The sequence below is a fragment of the Euryarchaeota archaeon genome (assembly GCA_016207515.1).
In the GTDB taxonomy this organism is placed as follows: domain Archaea; phylum Thermoplasmatota; class SW-10-69-26; order JACQPN01; family JACQPN01; genus JACQPN01.
This window is the reverse complement of record JACQPN010000009.1, coordinates 52572-73671: the sequence shown is the minus strand read 5'-3', so window position 1 is coordinate 73671 and position 21100 is coordinate 52572. Positions and strand designations below refer to the sequence as shown.

The following is a 21100-nucleotide window of genomic DNA, read 5'->3' as shown; positions in this document are numbered from 1 at the left end:
TGTCTTGGTAGCGGATAAGCTCCTTGTCTTGGAGCGACCTCGCTGCCGCCTTGCCGGCCTTGCCTGAACCAGTTGTGGTATACCTGATTCGCAACCGTGCAATTGGGAATTGGCGGCTAAGATGGAGCTGGTGAAACCTCTCTCCCCCTCTGTGCGATTCTTTCTTGCCGGATACAGCATAGATGAAACCCATGAGACGACTCCGTAGGTAGTTCGACTCGCCCACCAGTAGAAGGCCGCGCGAATCTTTGCCGCGTAACCGCGCTATGGGATTTTGCGCGTAAACACGGTAAACCCCCGCCGCATCCCTAGGAACCGTCTCAATGCCGGCTTCGTTCACGCCGATCCAAGCTTCGATCCGTTTCATCTCGTCACCCTAAAACTCTCCACCTGCGCCTTCAACTCCCGCGCCTTCTCGTTCTTCTCGAAATGCTCGCGCACGGGATCGAGGAGTAGATTGATGTGCTTGGTTGCGCCGGCCTTCGCGTCGGCGGGGTGTAACTTCCCTTCGACGAAGGCGCGCTCGAAATCCAGCCAGCCTTCCCGCGTTCCAGGAAATTCGAGGTCCCCACCGAACTTCGCCGGTCGCTCGATCTTCACGCTCGGGAACCGCTCGAAGATGATGTGGCCGTAGTATTCGAGGATCGGGTTCTCGGTCGCTTGCTTATCGGGGCAGAAGGCTCTCTTGATCTTCGACGCGACCTGCTCCGGCGTGTCGGTCATGAAGATTGCGGAGTCCGGGTTGGATTTGCTCATTTTCATTTCGGTGCCGACAAAGTTCCAATAGTTGTCCTCTTCCCTGTCGGCAAGTCGGACCGCTTCCTTGGCCGCTTCGACATATTCCTGAATTGCCTGGAGTTTCTGAGGCGCAGTCGCCGGATCTCTCGCTAAAGAATCTCTGAAAAATTCAGCGTTCTCTACGACGCGATCCGTCTCTTTGATGATAACCTGCCAGTCGCTCGCCAGACTGATTTTCTCGACGGCGCGGCGTATGGTTGTAAGCCCTCCGGTCGGCAGCTGCGGGCCGAAGAATTCCTCACAGTGTCTGAGAGGTGATGTGATTGTTTTGGACGCATCGAGCCAGTCGAAGAGTTCAATCGGAGGCTTTTGCAACCCCATCAACATATGATGGCTCACCACCACCGGCTTCCAAAACCCCAGCTTCGGCCCGACCTCTCTCGCGAGCATGTTGACTTTCCTCTGGTCCATTCCAAGTTGGGTGAGGTCGGCCTTCAGGTGGAAGATGTCCGCCGCCTGCATGCACGGGTATAGGATCTGCGCCGCGCTCAACTTGTCCTTCTCGCTTCGGCCCATTATCTGCGTCGTCCGCAGGATTCGGTCAAGACTTGAGTCTCGCGCGATGTTCATGACTGTTTTCCAGTACTCTTCGTCCTTCACGAGTTCGCTCGCCCAGACGAACTCCACCTTGGAGAGGTCCATCCCGCAGGCTCTCCAGATCTCGATCAAGTACTCGCCAGTCGTCTTGATCTTCTCAAGATCGCCGCCCATCTTGTTGTTGGCCCACGCGTGCCAGTCGGCGACGAACATCTTGAACTTGCAGCCCGCGCGGGTCATCTTGTTGACGTTTATCGCCCTCATGACGCCTTGCGCGATGTGGGCGGTGCCGGAGGGTTCGAACCCGTCGTAGGCGATGGGGTGGGCTTTTTCAGCCAAAAGTGCGCGGAGTTCCCCCTCGGTGACGATCTCCTCCCCGACTTCCTTTACGAGCGCGACGCGCGCTTCGAGTTCCACGGCCGGAAAGAGCGCCGACGCCTTAAAAAAGGGACGCTATTTCCGCGCCTTCGCGGCTTCCTTCCTCAATGTCTCGACGGTCTTCACGGTCCGGCGCGCACGGGTCTCGTCCTGCTTTGCCTCGGTCACGTATTCGACATAGGCGCGCCGGTGCGACGGCGGAAGGCCGTCGAAGTAGGTCTTTGCCACGGAATCCTTAGCGAGAGCCACCTTCAGGATCGTCGGGACGGTTACTGCGCGTGCCTTTGATGTCATGGGCGTGAAAACGCCGGGCGGTCAAAGAGTCTTTCCCCGAGGCCGGTGGAAGGGGCGCACTTCGTCGGTCGCAGGTGCCATCCTGCCGCCGCAGTCTCCCCTCTTGCACAAGTATTCACCAAGGTTTCACGATAACCGATTTAAGCGCATTGGACGTCACTTGTTCGCTAAGCGGTATTAATAGCCGCTTTGAAAGATGGAGGCTGGTGGCAGTAATGAAGCGTAGCCTATCGACCGCATTCATCGCCGTCGTCGTAGCGACCGGCATCATCGCCGCGTCCGCCGCCGCGGCGTTGGTCCCGCCAGCTCCGACGCGGGACCTGGTCATGGGTTACGGCGAGACGGGACTCTCGCAGACCATCAATGTGATTTTGGAACACGGCGGCAGGGTAGGGAAGATTTCAACTGCCACCAAGACCCTCTCTGCCGCGGTTCCAATCACTCTCATGGACTCGGAGATCGCGCGCCTCACCGGGGCACGTTTCGTCGCCCGAGAAACCTCGTACGCCCTCCAGGGTGCGCCCCTGACAAACGACCCGTTCATGGTCAGGCAATGGGGCCTTCAATCCATCCATGCGACGCAAGCATGGGACGTGAACTCCGACGCAAGCACCATCGTCGTCGCGATAATCGACAGCGGCGTCGAGACGACGCACCCTGACATCGCCGGCAACCTCTGGACCGGCCAAAGCGGCGAACACGGCCGTAACATCGTAGGGAACAATTCGGACGTTACGGACAATTGCGGTCATGGAACGCGGGTCGCCGGGGTCTTAGGCGCTGTTTCGAACAATTTGGAAGGAATAGCGGGTGCGGCGAAGACCAGCCTCATGATAGTGAAGACCGCCGACAGCGCGACAGGGTGTTCCAGTAACAGCACGACGCTACGCGATGGAATAGTCTGGGCGGTCGACAACGGCGCCAGGATAATCTCAATGAGCCTCGGGGCGTACGTGGGATCGGACGCAATCGTGGACCAGGCGCTCGACTACGCGGCGAACAACAGCGTCCTCATGATCGCCGCCGCGGGCAATGACGACCGTGAAGTCCTTTACCCAGCGAACTCGCCGCTCGTGATGGCGGTCTCAGGGCTGCAGCGGGCCGTCCCGGAACCGCTCCCGCATGTGGCCGACCCGGGGCTGCCGGCCGATATCCTCGAAGAACGCTGGTCGTCGAGCAACTTCGGGTCCGAGGTCGACATCGCAGCACCAGCCGACGCGATCTACACGACGCTCACCACCGCCGATTCGTCGATGGGCGTTTTCTACGGTTACGCGTCGGGGACCTCGTACGCAGCACCATTCGTCGCCGGGGCCGCGGCCCTTCGCCTTGCCATGGAACCCGGCATGACCGCGACGGCGCTCAAGGAGGCCCTTGAATCAAGCGCCACCGACATGGGGCCTGCCGGCTGGGACGAAGAATTCGGCCATGGAAAGCTCGACGCAGCAGCGCTCCTCGCCTCCGCCTAGGAAACTCGTGCCCGTCCGCCCGGACGGCCGCCGGCGACCATTCTTATCTAAATGAGGGCATTCCGACCCTGTGAGCGGGTCACCAGGTCGCGTGGATCCTCCGCCGGTCGGCATGGACGGCGCCAGGGGGCTCGTGAAGAGCGGAGTCCTAGCGGCCCTTGTCGGCGCGGTACTTTGGGGCGTTTTCACACCTGCCGCGAAGACCGTGACGCAAACGGTCCACCCTTTGGTCTTCGTCGGCGTGATCTACCTCATCGCGGGCGCCACTTTCCTTCCTGCGCTACGGGCGAAGACGCGGGCGCCGCCGATGCGTCTCATCCTACCGATCGCCATCCTCGGCGGTTTCCTCGCGCCCTTTGCAGTGTTCTACGGCATCGGCCACACGTCCGCGTCGACGGCGGCGCTACTCATCAACGTGGAGTACATGCTGACGATCCTCATCGCGGTGAGGCTGCGGGGCGAAAGGTTGCACGCATCCGATTACGTGCCGGCGGCTTTGATCCTCGTCGGCACAGTGTGGCTCTCGCAGGCGTCGGCCGCGGCAGGCGGAGCGGACACGTTCGTAGGGGTAGCCGCGATCCTCGTCGCATGCCTCGCGTGGTCGATCGACAACAACCTCAGCGCCGAGGCCGCACAGGTGTCGGACCCGCGCAAACTCGTCGCGATGAAAGCCCTGATCGGGGGGACGCTCGCCATGATCGGGGTCACCGTCCTGGGCGTTCCCGTGGACGTCCCTTCGAGCGCCGTGCCGCTCCTCCTTGCGGTCGGTGTCGGGACCTTGGGGCTGTCCCTCTTCCTCTTCTTCTACGCGGTAGGCCGCATCGGCGCCGCCCTCACGGGCCTCGTCATGACGACACAGGCGTTTTGGGGTGTCGCCGCCTCGATGATATTCCTCGGAGAGACACTGAACGCCGCCCAGGTTGGCGCGGGTACACTCCTCATGGGTGGCGCTTTGTGGCTCGGGTGGAACGCATTTTCGCGAGAGCGGGCGGTCAAGACGCTTGATCCGGGCTCCATGACGGCGGGAAAGTAGGGGCGGCGCCATCCCATTTATAGTGACCTCGCTTTTCAACGCCCGTGGCGCGGCCCAGGAAACGACACGAGACCCTCATCTACGCCGAGATCGACGGCCGCGTCTATCTCGAAAGACGACGGGGCCTGTTGAGGTTCCCGGCGGCACAAAAAAGCCTGCCCTTCGATTTCGTCGTGCTCCACGAGACGGATTACGGCGACGTTTCCGTGCGACGGGTGAAGCCTTCGAATCTGCGACACCCCGACGGTTGGGAATACAAGGACGGCCTCATGTGGCGCGACGACGTGGACGCAAACGTGAGACGCGCGCTGAGTTCGTCCTTGTCACGCACCGTCGCCCATGCCGTGGTGCTGCACAGGGGGAAAGTACTGCTCGTAAGGTCCTCGATGGGTGGAACCGAAGGGCTCTGGGGCCTTCCAGGCGGTTACATGGAGACGGGCGAGGACCCCGAGACCTGCGTGTTACGCGAACTCTACGAAGAGACGAGGATACGCGCCACCGTCACGCGCCTCATCGGCGCGTACGTTAGCAAGTTCGCGGCTCCATATCACTTCCTGAGCGTGGTCTACCAACTTACGCCCAAAAGCACCGGCATCAAGCTCGACGAGACCGAACTTTCCGATGGCGGTTGGTTCAGTCCGGAGAAAGCCGCTGGGATGGTCAACGCCCCTTACGCCAAACGGGCGCTCGAGCGCGTTATCGGTGAAAGTCGCAAGAGGACAAGGGCTTGACGAAAGCCGTTTTCCTGGATCGCGACGGCGTCATCAACCACGACAAGTTCGTGGTCCGCTCTTTCAAGGAAATGAGAATATTCGACGGCGCGCTTGAGGGCCTGGCGAGGCTGGCGAAGTCCGAGTACAAGATAATACTAGTCACCAACAAGGGCTCTATCGGCGTCGGGCTTCTCTCGGAAGCAGCCTTGGCCCTTATGCACAACGCGCTACTCGACACCATCCGCCGCGCTGGCGGTCGGATCGATGCGATATACCATTGCCCGCACGTTCCGCTTCCGGTGTTCGGGTGCGACTGCCGTAAACCGAAGCCCGGGATGATCCTCCGTGCCGCGAAGGAGCATGGGATCGACCTCGGCCGCTCGTGGATGGTCGGGGACAACCTGACGGACGTAGCCGCCGGACGTGCGGCCGGGTGCAGGACCATCCTGCTCACGACCACTCACGGCGATCGGATCCGGCTTCGCGGGGAAAGACTAGGCGTAGACCACGTCGCGAAGGACCTGGCCGAGGCCGTGGACGCCATCATAGGCAAGGACTTCTTCAAGTCGGAAGCCAAGCATGTGCCGGATTAGGTCAGGTGACCAAGAAACCAGAGTGGTGGCTTCAAGTACCTTCGATTGATGTGAAACCCATCCACGGGTCCGTGGGGTAGCCCGGTATCCTTGGTTTCTTGGAAGCCCTCGGCTTCCACTCATCCTCGTGTGTCCCTCCGGGCCCACGCTCGGAGCCTTTGGGAGCCTTCAAGAATACGTGTCGCTTGTTCTCTTTGCGGCGATTCGGGTCTGTGGGGTAGCCTGGTATCCTTGGCGCTTGCGGACTCGCCATAGGCTCGTCCGCCGCGTCGTCGGCTGTCGCTGCGCTCCAGCCGCCGAGCCTTTGGGAGCTTTCAAGTATCTTGGATTGTTGTGAAACCCATCCACGGGTCTGTGGGGTAGCCTGGTATCCTTGGGGCTTTGGGAGCCTTAGACCTCGGTTCAAATCCGAGCAGACCCATTGGTCGGACCTCGGTTCATCGGGCGCTTCGTGGAAGCGACCGATGGCTGGCGAGCCGTGCCAGTCATCCAAGAATCCGAGTAGATCCATCATTGGCATCCTTGGGGCCGACCGTCGCAGGCCAAGCCAGCGAAGGTGGCGCCACGCGATGATAAGTGTCCCCAGCGTAACCCGGCAATATTTATCGCGACGCTGCTTCTCCCGTTGAGGAATCCGCCATGTCCTCCAAGGAAAAGATCGGCATCATCGGGGACGGAAACGTTGGAAGCGCCCTCTCGTCCGGACTGCGACGGGTCGGCCGCGACGTCCGCGCCGTGGGAAACGAAGCGGGGAACGTGCAGGAGACCGCCGCGTGGGCCGACATCGTGGTCCTCGCCGTGCCGTTCTCTGCGCGACGCCAGGTCGTCGAGACGACAGGGAACGCGATCCACGGCAAGACGCTGGTCGACGCGACCAACGCCATCTCGCCGACGATGGGTTACGCAATGGAGGTCTCCAAGAGTGGCGCGCAGGAGTTACAACGCATGGCGCGGGAATCGAAAGTAGTGAAGGCGTTCAACACGGTCTTCGCGCAGAACATGGCGACTGGCGAGATCAAGGGCGAGAAGCTCGTTCTTCCCGTGGCCGGCGACGACACAGGCGCGAAGGCCCACGTCATCGCGATGGGACGCGATATCGGGTTTGACGCCATTGATGCAGGACCCTTGGCGAACGCGGGCCTCCTTGAGGCCTTTGGCGTTCTGAACATCCAACTTGGCTATGGGATGAAGATGGGCCCGGGAATCGGGTTCACATTGGCCAGGTGATCGATTCCCTGGCTAGTGCCGTGTGAGCACATCCGGCCCCACGTTCTCGAATATCGCGAATTGGTTCGCGCTCGGGCCTGAAAACGTGTAGCAGAGTCAGTCGGGGATCTCAAACGGGCCGGAGTCCGCTTCCAACCGCGCTTCTTGAGTTCCTCGACCGTCGCCTTCAGGTCCTTCACGATGAACGCCGGCATGACGCTGGGGGCCTTTTGGTGGTGTCTGCGATGAGGATCATCGGGCCTTCCCAGACTTTGAACGCGGCGACGTTCGCCCCGACTTCGCCGGCTCCGCTCGGCTCCGTCCGCTCGCCGTCGGTCGCATCGAGACGGTCGGACTCATGGTAGTTCCAGACGAGCTCCGCCTTCAGCACATCCCGATAGTATGCGAGATCCTCGTGGAACCTCGCCGACGTCACGTAGAGGTACTTCAGGACGTCGAAAGGCGGAGACATTCTGACGATCCGGCGGGGGGATGCCCGGACATAGATGCGTTGTGCGGGAGAAGGAAGAGGGAGCGGGGGAGCGCCGTTTGGCGCCCCCCACGGAGGCGGTAAAGATAGCAAACCCCACGGGCCAAGGCAGGATGGCATCGCGGGGCTTCTGATTCCATCTTGGTGCGCCTTCTTCATTTACCATTCGCGCGGGCCCCGGGAGCATTTCGGTAGGTCCGCCGGTTGCCTCAAAGGGCAAAAGGGCCGTCCCGCGCGGGCGTTACCTTTGGTTCAGCCGCAATGAAGGGAAGGCCTCTGTCGGACGTGGCGCAAATCGTTATATAGAGACGCTGTAATTGCCACATCCCCACGAGGGTCGGGAGATGACCCGGCGTTTCAAGCGCGCCTTTTCGCGTGCTCGAGACGTCCGCGCTCGCGAGACATTCGCGGTGACTCCCGGAACAGGTCAACAATTGCCCCGGTAGTGTAGTGGTCTAACATAGAGCCCTGTCGAGGCTCTGCCTCGGGTTCAAATCCCGACCGGGGCGCTCGGGTCCCAACGTGTCTCTTCCGAGCGACACGGTCGGGTTTGAGAGACGGACGAGGGCTGCAGCCCGAAGTCCGGCGAATCAAATCCCGACCGGGGCGCTGCGTTTTTCCTACGTTCTTGTCCAACGCCATGGGAGGGCGTTGAGAGAAGAACGAACGAAGTGAGTCCATCGAATCAAATCGTGCCGAGGCCTCGGACGGTTTCGTGACCCGTAGTTGTCACTTCTTCGTCATCATCTGTTCTTGAGTGGCTTTTCGGATGGCGTCGGCGCTCCCGTGCTTCGGCGCCCATCCCAGCTTCTTGATCTTGTCCACAGAGAGGAGCATGTCCTTCACGTCGCCGACCCACCCGCGGCCGCCGTCGATCCCGCCCGTGAAAGCGTATTTGACGCCCCGCAGGCCCATTTCGCTAGTGACGATGTCGGCGATCTTCACGACATCGATGCGGTCCTCGCTGCCGATGTTATACGCGTCGAAGCCACCACGATGCGTTTCGAACGCAACGAGCATTGCTTCCGTGCAGTCGCTGATGTGGACGTAGGACTTGTTCTGCTTGCCGTTGCCGAGTATCTCGAGCGTGGTTGGGTCGTTGCGGAGTTTCTCCACGAAATCGTACGTCACGCCGTGCGTCGAGCGCGCACCGACGACGTTCGCAAAACGGTAAGTCACGGCGTTAAAGCCGAAGGAATGACAGTAGGACGAGATGATGGCCTCGGAGGCGAGTTTTGAGGCCCCGTAGATGGAGATGGGGTTGCATGGGCCGTATTCTTCGGGCGTGGGTATGACGCTCGCATCGCCATATACCGTGCTCGTCGACGTGAAGGCGAGGTGACGGCATGCGGTGTTCCGCATCGCTTCGAGGACTGCGATTGTGGCTTCGATGTTCGCCCGCGTGTGCACCGTCGGTTGTTGGGACCCGACGCGGACCTCCGGGTTTGCCGCGAGATGGAAGACCCCGTCCACGTCGGCGAGCGCCTTCCCGAGTCTTGCCTTGTCGAAGACGTCGCCTTCCAAGAATGAATAACCGCGGTCCTTTGCCGCGCTCGAGAGGTTCTCCTTGCGCCCAGAGGACAGGTCATCGTAGACGACGACGCGGGCGCCGCGCGCCAGGAGCGCCTCGACTAGATGGCTTCCGATGAAGCCGGCCCCGCCAGTGACGAGGACCTTTGCGCCCTGATAGTTGAAGTGGGCGATCACGTGCGCAAGATGGGGGCGGCGGTAATTAAGTTGGTGGATTCGAGGCACGCGAAACCCCGGCCATCCTCGCGCCCCGGGTCGGATAGCTCATCTTGACGCCGCCTTTCAGGGCTTGAACTCGACGGCCACCGATGCGTGGTCGTCCTCGAACGGGGCGAGGTTCACCGCCTCGATGAGTTTCGCCCCACCCTGTTGCAAGGAATCCTCAGTCTCTTTGAAGATCTCCTTTGGCTCGCGTGCGACGTCGACGCTACGCGCCTTCACCATGAGGACGCCAAAGCGCGGCCTGAAGTGTTGTGCGTTCTTTAGGAATATCCCCACTTGGTTTCTTTGACTGATGTCCTGGTACAGGATATCCACTTCGCCCACGAGGCGAGCATAGGCCTCGGGCCGCATGGCGTCCGCAAGGATGGGTATGAGGTTTCGTCTACGCTGGCTCATCATCAGGAGATCGCGAAACGAGCGCGTCGAGAACTCCAAGGCGTAGACTATCCCCTTGGCCGCGATGTCGGAGAAATGGCTCGGAGTCGTGCCGTACGAAGCTCCCAGGTAGAGGATGCGTGAGTTCTCACGGATAGGGAAGAACGAAGCGCCCTTCAGGATCATCGCCGCGGGTTTGCTCCGCTGTGGGTTCCACTCGCGAAACTCCGCGCCGTCGCGCCGCACGAGGCGCTCCCCGTAGACGGCGACGCCTGGAACGAGGTTTCGCGTCGCGAGGCGTCGGTCCTCGAACTCGAACACGCCATCGAAGCGCTCGCGCATCAGGCGGCCCCTTGGGTTTCGCCTGTCTCGTAGAACACCATCGGTCTCATCGCCCCGGTCTTTGGCGGCCCGTCCGCATCTCACGTGCCCCTGGGCGCGGGCTTGGCGGGCCGGAATAGCGATCCCGAAGGAGCAACGCTTTCCGTTCGAAGGTGAAGACTAGTTCCTTCGAGATGTCCTGCCTTGTGTGCGCGTCGGCACGGGCCGCGAGCGCGAGCTTCGCCGAGAGCGCCCGAGCGATGCGGCCGCGCGCATACTTGCTGCTCTTGTAGATCAAGGGGTGCTGGTAGATCGCCCCGTGCTTCGGCGGCGGCGCGCCCTCCTTCAAATGGCGAAAGAGCGCTTTTTCGGCGCCGAGTGTCTGTATCGTCCCCGAGGGCAAACGGGCAAGCTTGTCGAGGCCGCCCGCCTGTTTGAGAAGCCTCGCGGCGATCGACGGTCCGACGAGAGCGCTCACGTTCGGGGCGATCGCGGGCACGTTGTCGTTCAGGTACTTCTCGATCTCCGCTCGCGTGGAATAGAGGGAGGAAAGGAGCTTCGCATACGTGCGCAGGACCGACTCTTCCCGTTCGCCCAGGTCTGCCCCCATGCTCTCGGGGACCGCGTAGCGCGTCTCTTTTGCGCCGATCTTCTCGCGGTTGCCAAGCGTCGAAATCAAAGTAGCGAGTTCTTCGTGGCGCTCCACGCGTTCGACGAGTTCCGGCGCGTGGAGGCCGTACCATTCGCGTAGCCGTTCTGCCGCCAGGTTCGCGATGTTCGCGAGCTCGTCTAAGGTCGTCACCGCCTGGACGATGTGCTTGTCGCGTCCTGCTAGGGCGCGTCGGGTCTTTCGCCGGGCGAGGATGATGCTCGCCTCGCGGAAGATCTCAGCGTCGAACCCGAAGCGCGCCGCTTCGGCGCGGTGCGATGGCCCTGATTTCGAGAGCGTGGTGCCGGGTAGAGAAAGCAGGCGTGCCTCGATGACCTGCAGGTCGCCGAGTCCTTCGCCGAGTTCGCGTTCCTCCTTGAGCACGTGGCCGTCCTCCATCTCAAGGAGCCGTGACGCGATCTCTTCCGGAGACTTGGGGAAGGAGATGGATCTTACCGTCCGCCCTTTGTCGGTGAGGAAGACAGCGAACCACTCGGTCGTGAGGTGCACGCTTCGACGAGTGACGGTGCGTCCTTAAAAGTTTGTCCCGTAGCGACCGCGTCAGGCATCCGCGCTCCGCGTGCGGGGCCCCGGAGTCGCTGACCGTCCACACCGACGTTTCGCGAAGCGGCGTTGGCCCGGCTTTCGTATACGTATAAGTACATACTTCGTTTCCGTCTCCAAAAAGGCTTTCATACGGGTACGCGGTAACCGCAAGGGAACCCATGGCACAGGGCGACGCTTTCCGTGACGCAAAGAGCCGGTACTTCGCGCGTAAGAGCGTCGACGCGTTGGCGAAGGACGCCCGCGATTCGAAGCTCAAGAAGTCGCTTTCTGGCACGGACCTGATGTTCCTAGGCGTCGGAGCGATCATCGGCGCCGGGATATTCACGCTACCTGGCGTCGCTTCCGCCCGGGCCGGACCCGCCGTGTCCCTTTCCTTCGTCGTCTCCGGCATCACGTGCGCGCTAGTCGCTCTGTGCTACGCCGAGATCGCCGCCATGGTCCCGACGTCGGGAAGCGCTTACACTTACATCTACGCCTCCATGGGCGAGCTTCTTGGATGGATGGTGGGGTGGGCGCTCGTTTTCGAGTACGCGATAGGCAACGTCGCCGTCGCCAATGCGTGGAGCGGGTACTTCCAGTCGATACTTGGCGCATTCGGCGTCGTCCTCCCGGCGGCACTCGCGAATGCGCCGCCCGTCGGGGTCTTCAACATCCCGGCCTTCGTCATCACGCTCTTGGTCACCGTGATCCTCGTCATCGGCATCCAAGAGTCGGCGAGGGCCACGACCGCGCTCGTCATCATCAAGATCATGGTCGTCCTCTTCTTCCTCCTCTCCGGCTTCGCCTTCATCAACCCCGTGAACTTCCAGAATTTCGTCCCCTTCGGCGTCCCCGGCGTCTTCGCGGGCGCTGCGATCGTGTTCTTCGCCTACATCGGATTCGATGCTGTGTCGACGGCGGCGGAGGAGACGAAGAACCCCGGGAAGGACCTGCCGTTGGGGATAATCGGCTCGCTCGCCATCTGCACCGTCCTCTACATCCTCGTCGCGATTGTCCTCACCGGGATAGTGCCGTACACCGAATTCGTCGGCGTCAACGACCCACTCGCCACCGCATTGAACCGGATGGTCACGGCGGACGGCACCATCTTCAGCATCGGCGGCTTCGCGCTGACACCGGGAAGCGCCGCCTTCATCGTCTCCGTTGGGGCGATCGTGGGCCTCACGAGCGTCCTACTCGTTTTCCAACTTGGCCTGCCGAGGATATTCTTCAGCATGTCTCGCGACGGCCTCATGCCGAAATCCTTCACGAAGATCCATTCGAAGTTCAAAACACCCTACATCATCACGATAATCACGGGAATCATCATCGCGTCCGCCTCGGCGCTCACGCCTCTCGCGGCGGCCGCGGAACTTGCGAACATGGGAACCCTCTTTGCGTTCGCGCTTGTTTGTATCGCCGTCGTCATGCTTCGCAAAAGCGACCCCAATACGCCGCGCGCGTTTCGCACTCCGGGCGTCCCGTGGCTGCCGGCGGCCGGCGTCATCATGTGCGTCGTCCTGATGGCGAGCCTCTCACCGATAACCGTCATCCGCTTCGTCGCGTGGATGGGGCTTGGCGTCGCCGTCTACGGTTTCTACGGAGCCTCCCACAGTCACATCAGGGACGAGCAACCGATGACGGCGGAGATCCCTGTTTCCGGCAGCGCGTCCGGGAAATGAACGGTGGTGATCTGGGCTTGCCGCCGGACGTCCCGACGGCACTGGCGTCCGTCGCACCTACCTAACGTCCACCTGATCCACGGAAACGATCTATTACCGATTCGCATATCCCATCCGGCAACATATTAATAGGAAAACCCGCCCTTCCCGCCCAAAGAGGGCACAACTGCTCTTTTTCCATGAAGGGAATGCGATGACGCGACGCCACCTTTTCACATCCGAAAGCGTGACCGAAGGCCACCCGGACAAACTCGCCGACCAGATCTCGGACGGTGTCCTAGACGCAATAATCGCCCAAGACCCCGACGCTCGCGTCGCGTGCGAGTCGCTCCTCACCACCGGCCTCGTCCTTGTGGCCGGCGAGATAACGACCGATTGCTACGTCGACATCCCGAAGCTCGCTCGGAACATCCTTTCCGAAGTCGGATACACGAAGTCCGCGTACGGCATCGACGCCGAGACCTGTTCGGTCCTAACTTCGATCACGGAGCAAGCCGGTGATATCGCCCAGGGCGTCTCGCAGGCCGGCGGCGAACTCGGGGCCGGCGACCAAGGGATGATGTTCGGTTACGCGACGGACGAGACCCCTGAACTCATGCCTGTCACGATCCAGCTCGCCCATAGGCTCGCGCGGAAACTCTCCGAAGTCCGCAAGAACGGGACGGTCAAGCACCTTCGCCCCGACGGGAAGACCCAGGTGACGATCGAATTCGTGGACGGCGTCCCCAAAAGGGCGGATGGAATCGTCGTTGCGGCGCAACACGACCCAGAAGTCACAAAGGAGACCTTGGAAAGCGAGATCAAGGCAAAAGTCATTCGACCGGTCGTAGAGGAGTACACCAAGAAGGGTTACCTCCCCCAGTCTTTCCTTGATTCGAACACCAATTACTACATCAACCAGACGGGCTCATTCGTGAGAGGCGGTCCCCACGCCGACACAGGCCTCACCGGCCGAAAGATCATCGTTGACACCTACGGCGGGGCAGCGCCCCACGGCGGCGGTGCCTTCTCCGGGAAGGACCCGACGAAAGTGGACCGGAGCGCGGCGTACGGCGCTCGCTGGGCGGCGAAGAACGTCGTCGCGGCCGGCCTTGCGAAGAAGTGCCAAATCCAACTCGCATACTGCATCGGCTACCACCAACCCGTGAGCATCAACGTCGAGACGTTCGGGACGGGAAAAGTCGACGATGCCACGATTGAGAAGATCGTGAGGCGTACCTTCGACTTCTCGCCCGCAGGACTCATACGCGAACTGAAACTTCGGCGACCCATCTACAAGCAGGTCGCAGCGTACGGCCACTTCGGGCGCGCTGATCTCGACTTGCCTTGGGAGTCGACCGCGAAGGCGGCGGAACTGAAGAAGTAGGGCGAACCCGCCACTTGAGAAAGGAGACCACATTGAAATCGTCTTGGTCGGACGAAAGCGGCCGAATCAGGCAGATTTCAAATGAACAACTTCTGTCGGAAGAGCTCCCCGATGAGTCGCGGACCTGGGAAGAGGTTGCGCCCTTTGCCTTGACGTTCAACGGTTACACCTACGCCGGCGGGGGTCCCGAACTCCACCGCTTGACGACGCGTGTTTTCTCAGACTTTCGTAAGTCTCTGCGGTTGGACGAGTCGCTCACCCTTTCCGAGGTGAGGGCTTGTCTTTTTGAATGTCAACGCACAGCCCATTGGACCCAGCCGATAGCCGGGACGATTGTAGGCACTGGGGAAAAATTCGTTTTGGGCGAGTCCTTCCCACGCGAAGACGAGGCCCCATACGTGACGGCGCTTGTGAAACGCATCCGGGAACTGGTCAAGGCCCGGCGCTTGGATTGATGAGCGGCAGGGGCTCCAGGAAACCGCGGAAAAGCCGCGTGCAGGCTGTCGCTGTGGTCACATATGGATGTGCGGCCGGGGCAGGATTTGAACCTGCGAGACTGTGTAGTCACCGGCTCTTCAGGCCGGCGCTTTCACCGGACTCAGCCACCCGGGCGGGAGACGTGGCTCGGTCTCCAGCCCTCCGGTGCGTGTCGGAAACGTTTATCCTTTTTCCCGTTCTAATGAATCCGACTGTGTAGTCACCGGTTTTCGGACCGGCGCTTGGGGCCCGTTTCGGCGGGCCCCTCATTCTTCCTCCCGGCCTGACTCGTCCGCTTCGTCCAGGTCGACGATACTCTCGTACACCGGATACCTCCCATGGAACGCGTCTTCCAGCTCCTCGATGAACGCCGCGTTCTTCCCGTCGAACGGCGCCGCGTAGAGTTCCAACGTGTCTCGTCCGGCAAGATGCAAGGTCGTGTCCGGCTCCGAGACTTCGAATCTAATCGCGCGCGCGTCGCCGCCGAACCTCACACCGTCGAGTTCGACGAACCTCTTGCCTAAGATGGATAACACGTCGGAGATCTGCCTCTTGGCCTCGTCCTTCGTACAGCGAAGAGAGCGAGCGCGCGAATTCGGGACGTCGATGCCTTCGCGGAAGTAGACGATGGCGCTAATGGACAATCCGGTGGCCGCGAGACTTCCCAAGACGACGTTGCTTGTCACGAGAAGCGGCGCCGTTTCGCTCGCCGTTAGCCCAGCGCCAAGAAGGAAAAGGCCGCCCCACAAGATGGAAAGTCGCGTCGTCCTCCATCCGTCTTCCATAAGCCAAGAGGGGCGCGACCCTGTGACAAAGTCGACCACAACGCCTCCTCTCGGCTTGCGTGGCGTCGCGGTGGAATGGCGCACGAGCCGTGCGGCCGCATAAACGCCCCCCACGACCGCCGCGGTGACGACGAGTGGCTGGCCAGCGAGAAGCGTGGACCTGCTCTCCGGAAACGTGCCGTTCCCGGGTCCGCCCCAGATCGTCGAGTCGGGATGGAAATCGCGCCAGGCGAAATAGTAGAGCGTGGTCGAGGCGAGGCGCTGTAAGGATGTGTCGCCGTCCAACGAAACGCCGGTCATCATGTTGAAACGACGACCATCTTCGTCGGACATGACGAAGCCGAAATCCCACGTGAACGATCCGTTCCCGGCCTCGAAGGAGGACGCTGCACCGTTGTACCACGTCACGACAATCGCCTCCCCGCCGACGCGGTCATTTGTCACGGGCGAATCGCGCACGCGAAACAAGGGGTACGCAACGCTTGCCCCCGACCGGGCGACTCCATGGATTGTCTCCTTCGGGAGGAGAAGCGCGTCCCTGTTCACGGGCGGGTAGAGTGTCTCGTTGCTCATGTCATAACCCGCGTAGATGCGGACGGCGTCGCCTGTGTCGGATGATGGTGCGGCGAGAAGGCTTGCGTTCGGGTAGATCGCTTGGAACGTTTCGTACGACGCACTTGTCGAAGGGATGGCCCTCAACGTGGTGCCGGTGAGCGGTCCACGGATCGCTTTCCCCTCAAGCTGGCTCCAAAGGCTCGACGTCTCGACGTCGTACATGACGAGGTCGTTCTTGTACAACCGGCCGCTCACTTTGAAGGTGAGAACGCGCCCCTCGACTTCGCGGTCGAAAACGACGCCTGCAGCGCAAAGCGGCGAGTAGGTGACCGCGATGAGGCGACCACCGAGCGTGTCGTCCACGACCTCGTGACGTTCAAGGATAGAGACCGGGTAGGCGCGCGCCGAGCCGTTGATCGAGACGCCGACCACGGGCGCGGTGCGTTCCACGGGGCCGTCGCGGTATGAGGGTGCGGTGATCGCGACGATCGCGTCCCGTGCGACGACGTTCTTCAGTTCAGCCGGGTCCGACTCGCGGACGATGTAGGACATGCTGAAGGCTAGGAGGGCGGCCATTCCCACAACGGCGGCGCGTCGCACGAGTCCCGAAGGGAGGCCGGCGCCAAGAAATAGTATCCCGCCGAACGAAACCTAAATACGATGAGGTCGATGCCGTGTCCGATGAAGCCCGACCTCATGGACATCCTCTGCTGCCCCATCCACAAGACCGACCTCACGCTCACGGTCAGGAAGAAGGATGAGAAGGAGATCCTCGAAGGAGACCTCTTCTGTCCCAAGTGCAGCTTCCACTACCCGATCGAGGACGGCATTCCGAACCTCTTGCCGCCCGAGATGCACGAGAAGAAGGCGTAGGGCGCGCCCTTGGACGCAAGGCTTGCTGTCTTGGTAGGGGCCGGTAGCGCCATCGGGGGCGTGGCCCGTTATTTTCTTTCAGGTGCCGTGACGACCGGCGACTTCCCGGCCGGCACACTGGTCGTTAACATACTAGGTTCGTTCCTCATCGGCGCTTTGATCTTCGGCAGTGGGGCTGGCGGCTGGCTCACCCAAGAACATCGCGTGTTCCTCGCGATCGGCGTCCTAGGCGGCTTCACGACAATGAGTTCCTTCAGTTACGAGACCATTTCTTTCCTTCAGGAGGGCGCCCTTCGAGACGCCGCCGTCAACGTTTTCCTGATGGTCGGGTCGTGCCTCGCCGCGACGTGGCTCGGCCGAGCGGTGGGGCTCGCGGTCTGGTCCGGAGGTGCATGAATTGGAGATGGTCGAAGGCGCTTTGATGTTGAGGATCTACATGGGCGAATCCGAACGCATCGATGGGAAACCCGCGTACAAGGAGATCGTCCATCGACTGCGCTCCGAGGGGATCTGGGGCGCAACGGTCGTCCGGGGAACATATGGTTTTGGAAAACGAAGCGTGCTTCACGCCGCCTCCCCGCTTAGACTGTCCGAGGACCTGCCGATGGTCATCGAGGCCGTGGACAGCAAGGCGAAGATCGACGCCGTACTGCCAAAGATCGCTCCGCTCGTGAAAGGCGGCCTCCTAGTGAAGGTGCCTGTCGAGGCCTACGTGCGCGTGGAATGATGCATGGGGGCTTGAGTAGAGGCCGGCCTGGAGACGCGCCTCCTAACCGCCGCTAAGGCGCCAGTTTGCGTATCCGGTCTTCCGGGTGGATTTGTATCGTCGGTTGAATATGAACCGGTGAGAAGCTTCATGGCCCCACCCACCAATGCGGGCGCGGGGAGAGCGTATGAGTGTAAAGACCAACGGTGCCGATGTTTGTTTTGCGCTCGTCGTCACCTTGATCATGGTCGCGCTCCCGGCGATAGCCCATGGGACGCACACCTTCGCCGAACGGCAGAACGCCACCGGCGAGATCACGCAATTCATCGGGAACACGGGCGGTTTCGCTCGTCCATGCGAGGTCGCCCCGCTTCAACCGGGCGTTCGCCTCGCCGGCGGCTGCTTCGACAAGCCCGACCCGGCGGCCATCGCCGCCGCGTGGGAGGCCAACACGCCGCGCGTCGTCGACATATTGAACGAGAACATCCCACGCATCAGCATCAGCATCAAGGACGAATCACGAGAACCATTCGGAGCGCATTATTGGGTCACGGACGCGTCAGGCTCGATCCTCTATGAAGGCGACGTGTGCACAAGCATCGGACCCCTCCAGGTCCCGTCCGCCACGACGAGGGTCGAGGTCGCGATCCTCCCGTTGACCGAGAGCATGGAGGCTTGCAAGATCTTCGGGAACAGTCCTGCCGTCGCAGGGACACGCGGCACCATCACTATGATCTGGTGGGTCCGGTACACGCTTGAATTGGAAGACGCGACCGTCTGACGCGAGTGGTGCTTCCCAAATCAGCGGAGGGGGCGCCCGATCAGACCTTGGGCACGGCTAGACGACGCAGGGACTCCCGTCTGCCGGGCAGATAGACACCTGCGCAGGGCTCATCGACCAAACGTCCACCCCGACGTTCCACGAAGGGTCACGGTGCTTGTACTCCACGTGGGTCGTGCCCGGGTGGGTGCCGACGTGGACGTGGTCCATCTGCGAACCGTCATTCGCGTTCCTGTCGAACCAGAGACCCTTGCCCCAATTGTGGTAGCCCGTCGCCACGGTCGTGCACTGCGCTTCATTGCAATCGCCGACCCGGTGGGACGCAAGGTCCGCGCCGCCGCCGACGTTTCCGACGAGTGCGTACCACGTCACGGTCGCATGGTTGTTCTGCCAATTCGAATCGAGGGGGCCGCCCACGTCGATCTGTAGCGCCACGTCGCCTACCTGGCCAGTCGCGTCCCACGGGATGCTAACGGTCGTTTGGCCGCCTGGGGCGATGAATGGAATGCCTGCGTTCCCCACGTCGCGTCCGCCAGAGAATTCGTGTTCGGCCCGGACGTTCACGCCACTTTGGAAGGCGCCCCCGGGACCGTTGTTCCCGACGTCGATCTCGATCGTCCTTTGGGTGGAGACGGGTGCGTCCACAGCGTCGGTCATGATCGGCCGGTTCACCACACGCACCGCGGCGATGGAGAGGTCGAAAAGATCGACCGCTTCGGTCGTCAACGCGTAGGGCCCGCCCGAACAGCAGGCGGACACGCCGATCCGATACGCGGTCCCCGAGGTGTAGGCGTAGAGTTCGCTCCAAGTGCTGGGCCCATTGTTGCAGCATGCGTTCGTCACAAACGATTGGTCGTCCGAGCGGATCTCAAGTTGGAGGCCCCCCGTAGGTGACGAGAGTGACACGTGGATTCCCTTCCCGGCCGGGACTGTCACGCGGTACCAATCCTGGAAATCAGAATCCTCGGGCGCGAGAATACCGTTCCCGCTTGGGCCCACATCAACGGCCGACCCAGGGTCGTTCGGGGCATCGTTTCCTGTCCCGAAATCATCCTGCGGCGCCGCAGCAACATTCCCCGGGACCAAGGCGATCGACGCGACAAACACTGCCAGTAACCTTACCAAGCCACTCTCCCTCATGGAAACGGCAACCACCAAGGGCCGCAAGAATCTTTCGTGCTCCAAGGAAAGGGTCGGGCGCGCCAGGTCATGGCGCGTTGGTTCCGTCTGCGTTTCCCACCTGCATGAAGGAAGCGCCCACCGGTAGCCCCTTCCTTCCCACTAACACTTATATACAAATCCGCACGTCGCACGCATTGATTTCCGTGGCCAAATCACGAATCAAGGACATCGCGATGAAGGACGAGGGAAAGCGCCGCATCGACTGGGCCGAGGCGCACATGCCGGTCCTCTCGTCGATCAAGCGCCGGTTTGCCCGCGAGAAGCCCTTGAAGGGCATCCGCCTCGGCGCCTGCCTCCACGTCACGAAGGAGACGGCGGTGCTCGCTCGGACGCTCATGGCGGGCGGCGCGGAGGTCGCGATGTGCGGCAGCAACCCTCTCTCCACGCAAGACGATGTCGCCGCGGCGCTCTCCGCGGAAGGCGTCTCCGTCTTCGCTTGGCATGGCGTCAACGACAAGGACTACTATTCCTGCGTCGACGACGTGCTCGCGACGAAACCCCACTACACGATGGACGACGGCGGCGACCTCGTCACTCGTCTCCACACGGCGAAGAAGAACCTTCTCTCGGCCGTGCGCGCCGGCACCGAGGAGACGACCACCGGTGTCACGCGCTTCAAGGCGATGGCGGAGGACAAGGCGCTCCAGTACCCGATAGTCGCCATCAACGACGCGAAGACGAAGCACTTCTTCGACAACAGGTACGGGACGGGCCAATCGACGATCGATGGCATCCTGCGTGCGACTTCGCTTCTTCTTGCGGGAAAGACATTCGTCATCGCCGGCTACGGCTGGTGCGGCCGGGGTCTAGCGCAGCGCGCGCGCGGAATGGGCGCCCACGTCGTCATAACAGAAGTGGACCACGTGAAGGCCCTTGAAGCCGCGATGGACGGTTTCCAAGTGATGTCAATGGCGAAGGCCGCCTCAGTTGGCGACTTCTTCGTGACCGTGACCGGTGGAAAGTCCGCCGTCGGGAAGAAGGCGATCGACAACCTCAAAGACGGCGCGATACTCGCCAACAGCGGCCACTTCGACATCGAAGTCGACCTCGAATACCTGCGCAAGAAGGCCAAGACCGTCACCGAGGCGAGGGCGAACGTGGAGGAGTACGACCTCAAGGACGGCCGCAAGATCTACGTCTTGGGCCAGGGAAGGCTCATCAACCTCGCAGCCGCCGAAGGCCACCCGCCGGAGGTCATGGACATGAGCTTCGCAAACCAGGCGCTCACCGTGGAATGGCTCGTCACGGAGGAGCCGAAGCTCGAGAACACGGTCTATCCGGTCCCGGCGACGATCGATGCTAACGTGGCGGCGTTGAAGCTCGCCTCCATGGGGATCGAGATCGACTCCTTGAGCGAGGACCAGAAGAAGTACCTCGCCGGGTGGAAGGAAGGGACCTGACGCGCCTCCTTCGACCCCTCTAGGCCAGGCTGGTCCGGGGTAACGGACTCGAAACAGCCCTCGTCAGGCGGGCCCTTCAACCGGGCGTTTTCTCGCGTGAGAATCGGCGGCCAGTGGATATCCCGGGGCGACCCAGTAT

At 61.7% G+C, this 21100-nt stretch carries 21 protein-coding genes and 3 tRNA genes; 15 read left to right on the top strand and 9 right to left on the bottom strand.

Features of this window, described 5'->3' with window-relative positions; genetic code table 11:
- Positions 1-363 precede the first annotated feature (363 nt).
- Both HY556_04205 and HY556_04200 read right to left on the bottom strand, forming a co-directional pair.
- Positions 364-1752: a tyrosine--tRNA ligase gene (locus HY556_04205; protein ID MBI4392988.1), complete on the bottom strand. Its 1389-nt coding sequence runs from the start codon at positions 1750-1752 to the stop codon at positions 364-366.
- Positions 1753-1788: 36 nt separating this feature from the next.
- Positions 1789-2007, bottom strand: coding sequence for a YdeI/OmpD-associated family protein (locus tag HY556_04200; protein ID MBI4392987.1), 219 nt, complete (start codon positions 2005-2007; stop codon positions 1789-1791).
- A 215-nt stretch (positions 2008-2222) separates the two neighbouring features.
- On the opposite strand from HY556_04200, the gene HY556_04195 reads away from it, so the two are divergent.
- The 6 genes from HY556_04195 (at position 2223) to HY556_04170 (ending at position 7042) form a co-directional block, all read left to right on the top strand.
- The gene (locus HY556_04195; GenBank protein ID MBI4392986.1) at positions 2223-3476 is read left to right on the top strand and encodes a S8 family serine peptidase; all 1254 of its coding nucleotides are present in this window, start codon (positions 2223-2225) and stop codon (positions 3474-3476) included.
- 70 nt (positions 3477-3546) lie between these two features.
- Positions 3547-4509, top strand: coding sequence for a DMT family transporter (locus HY556_04190; GenBank protein MBI4392985.1), 963 nt, complete (start codon positions 3547-3549; stop codon positions 4507-4509).
- Between the two features lie 44 nt (positions 4510-4553).
- Positions 4554-5240, top strand: coding sequence for an NUDIX hydrolase (locus HY556_04185; protein ID MBI4392984.1), 687 nt, complete (start codon positions 4554-4556; stop codon positions 5238-5240).
- Positions 5237-5815 (top strand): HAD family hydrolase, encoded by a 579-nt coding sequence (locus tag HY556_04180; protein ID MBI4392983.1) that lies wholly within the window; start codon positions 5237-5239, stop codon positions 5813-5815. The genes HY556_04185 and HY556_04180 overlap by 4 nt, the downstream gene beginning before the upstream one ends.
- Positions 5816-6163: 348 nt before the next feature.
- Positions 6164-6236 (top strand) — tRNA-Pro (locus HY556_04175).
- Positions 6237-6454: 218 nt separating this feature from the next.
- A complete protein-coding gene (locus tag HY556_04170) occupies positions 6455-7042 on the top strand; it encodes an NADP oxidoreductase (protein MBI4392982.1) in 588 nt (195 codons plus the stop codon).
- 175 nt (positions 7043-7217) lie between these two features.
- On the opposite strand, the gene HY556_04165 is transcribed toward HY556_04170, so the two are convergent.
- Positions 7218-7493, bottom strand: coding sequence for a hypothetical protein (locus tag HY556_04165; protein MBI4392981.1), 276 nt, complete (start codon positions 7491-7493; stop codon positions 7218-7220).
- A gap of 454 nt (positions 7494-7947) precedes the next feature.
- Here HY556_04165 and HY556_04160 point away from each other — a divergent pair.
- Positions 7948-8020, top strand: a tRNA-Asp gene (locus tag HY556_04160).
- A gap of 220 nt (positions 8021-8240) precedes the next feature.
- On the opposite strand, the gene HY556_04155 is transcribed toward HY556_04160, so the two are convergent.
- The 3 genes from HY556_04155 to HY556_04145 all read right to left on the bottom strand — a co-directional run bounded on the left by HY556_04155 (position 8241) and on the right by HY556_04145 (position 11118).
- Positions 8241-9215 (bottom strand): SDR family NAD(P)-dependent oxidoreductase, encoded by a 975-nt coding sequence (locus tag HY556_04155; GenBank protein MBI4392980.1) that lies wholly within the window; start codon positions 9213-9215, stop codon positions 8241-8243.
- A gap of 108 nt (positions 9216-9323) precedes the next feature.
- Positions 9324-9980, bottom strand: a complete 657-nt coding sequence (locus HY556_04150) for a fibrillarin-like rRNA/tRNA 2'-O-methyltransferase (GenBank protein MBI4392979.1) — start codon at positions 9978-9980, stop codon at positions 9324-9326.
- Between the two features lie 46 nt (positions 9981-10026).
- Positions 10027-11118 (bottom strand): hypothetical protein, encoded by a 1092-nt coding sequence (locus HY556_04145; GenBank protein MBI4392978.1) that lies wholly within the window; start codon positions 11116-11118, stop codon positions 10027-10029.
- A gap of 215 nt (positions 11119-11333) precedes the next feature.
- Between HY556_04145 and HY556_04140 the strand changes: the two genes are divergently transcribed.
- The 3 genes from HY556_04140 (at position 11334) to HY556_04130 (ending at position 14657) form a co-directional block, all read left to right on the top strand.
- A complete protein-coding gene (locus HY556_04140; protein ID MBI4392977.1) occupies positions 11334-12836 on the top strand; it encodes an amino acid permease in 1503 nt (500 codons plus the stop codon).
- Between the two features lie 193 nt (positions 12837-13029).
- Positions 13030-14202: a methionine adenosyltransferase gene (locus tag HY556_04135; GenBank protein MBI4392976.1), complete on the top strand. Its 1173-nt coding sequence runs from the start codon at positions 13030-13032 to the stop codon at positions 14200-14202.
- Between the two features lie 14 nt (positions 14203-14216).
- Entirely contained in the window at positions 14217-14657 is a 441-nt protein-coding gene (locus HY556_04130) for a hypothetical protein (protein MBI4392975.1), read from the top strand.
- 72 nt (positions 14658-14729) lie between these two features.
- Here the strand turns inward: HY556_04130 and HY556_04125 are convergent.
- Positions 14730-14814 (bottom strand) — tRNA-Phe (locus tag HY556_04125).
- Between the two features lie 131 nt (positions 14815-14945).
- Entirely contained in the window at positions 14946-16595 is a 1650-nt protein-coding gene (locus tag HY556_04120) for a DUF3179 domain-containing protein (GenBank protein ID MBI4392974.1), read from the bottom strand.
- A gap of 105 nt (positions 16596-16700) precedes the next feature.
- Between HY556_04120 and HY556_04115 the strand changes: the two genes are divergently transcribed.
- The 4 genes from HY556_04115 (at position 16701) to HY556_04100 (ending at position 18379) form a co-directional block, all read left to right on the top strand.
- Positions 16701-16892: a methytransferase partner Trm112 gene (locus HY556_04115; GenBank protein MBI4392973.1), complete on the top strand. Its 192-nt coding sequence runs from the start codon at positions 16701-16703 to the stop codon at positions 16890-16892.
- 9 nt (positions 16893-16901) lie between these two features.
- Positions 16902-17288, top strand: coding sequence for a fluoride efflux transporter CrcB (crcB, locus tag HY556_04110; GenBank protein ID MBI4392972.1), 387 nt, complete (start codon positions 16902-16904; stop codon positions 17286-17288).
- 1 nt (position 17289) lies between these two features.
- On the top strand, positions 17290-17619 hold the full coding sequence (locus tag HY556_04105) for a DUF190 domain-containing protein (protein ID MBI4392971.1): 330 nt from the start codon (positions 17290-17292) through the stop codon (positions 17617-17619).
- Between the two features lie 166 nt (positions 17620-17785).
- Positions 17786-18379, top strand: a complete 594-nt coding sequence (locus tag HY556_04100) for a hypothetical protein (protein ID MBI4392970.1) — start codon at positions 17786-17788, stop codon at positions 18377-18379.
- Between the two features lie 57 nt (positions 18380-18436).
- Here HY556_04100 and HY556_04095 read toward each other — a convergent pair whose 3' ends face one another.
- Positions 18437-19519, bottom strand: a complete 1083-nt coding sequence (locus HY556_04095) for a hypothetical protein (GenBank protein MBI4392969.1) — start codon at positions 19517-19519, stop codon at positions 18437-18439.
- Between the two features lie 104 nt (positions 19520-19623).
- Here HY556_04095 and HY556_04090 point away from each other — a divergent pair, with 104 nt between their 5' ends.
- Positions 19624-20961, top strand: coding sequence for an adenosylhomocysteinase (locus tag HY556_04090; protein ID MBI4392968.1), 1338 nt, complete (start codon positions 19624-19626; stop codon positions 20959-20961).
- Positions 20962-21100: the final 139 nt, after the last annotated feature.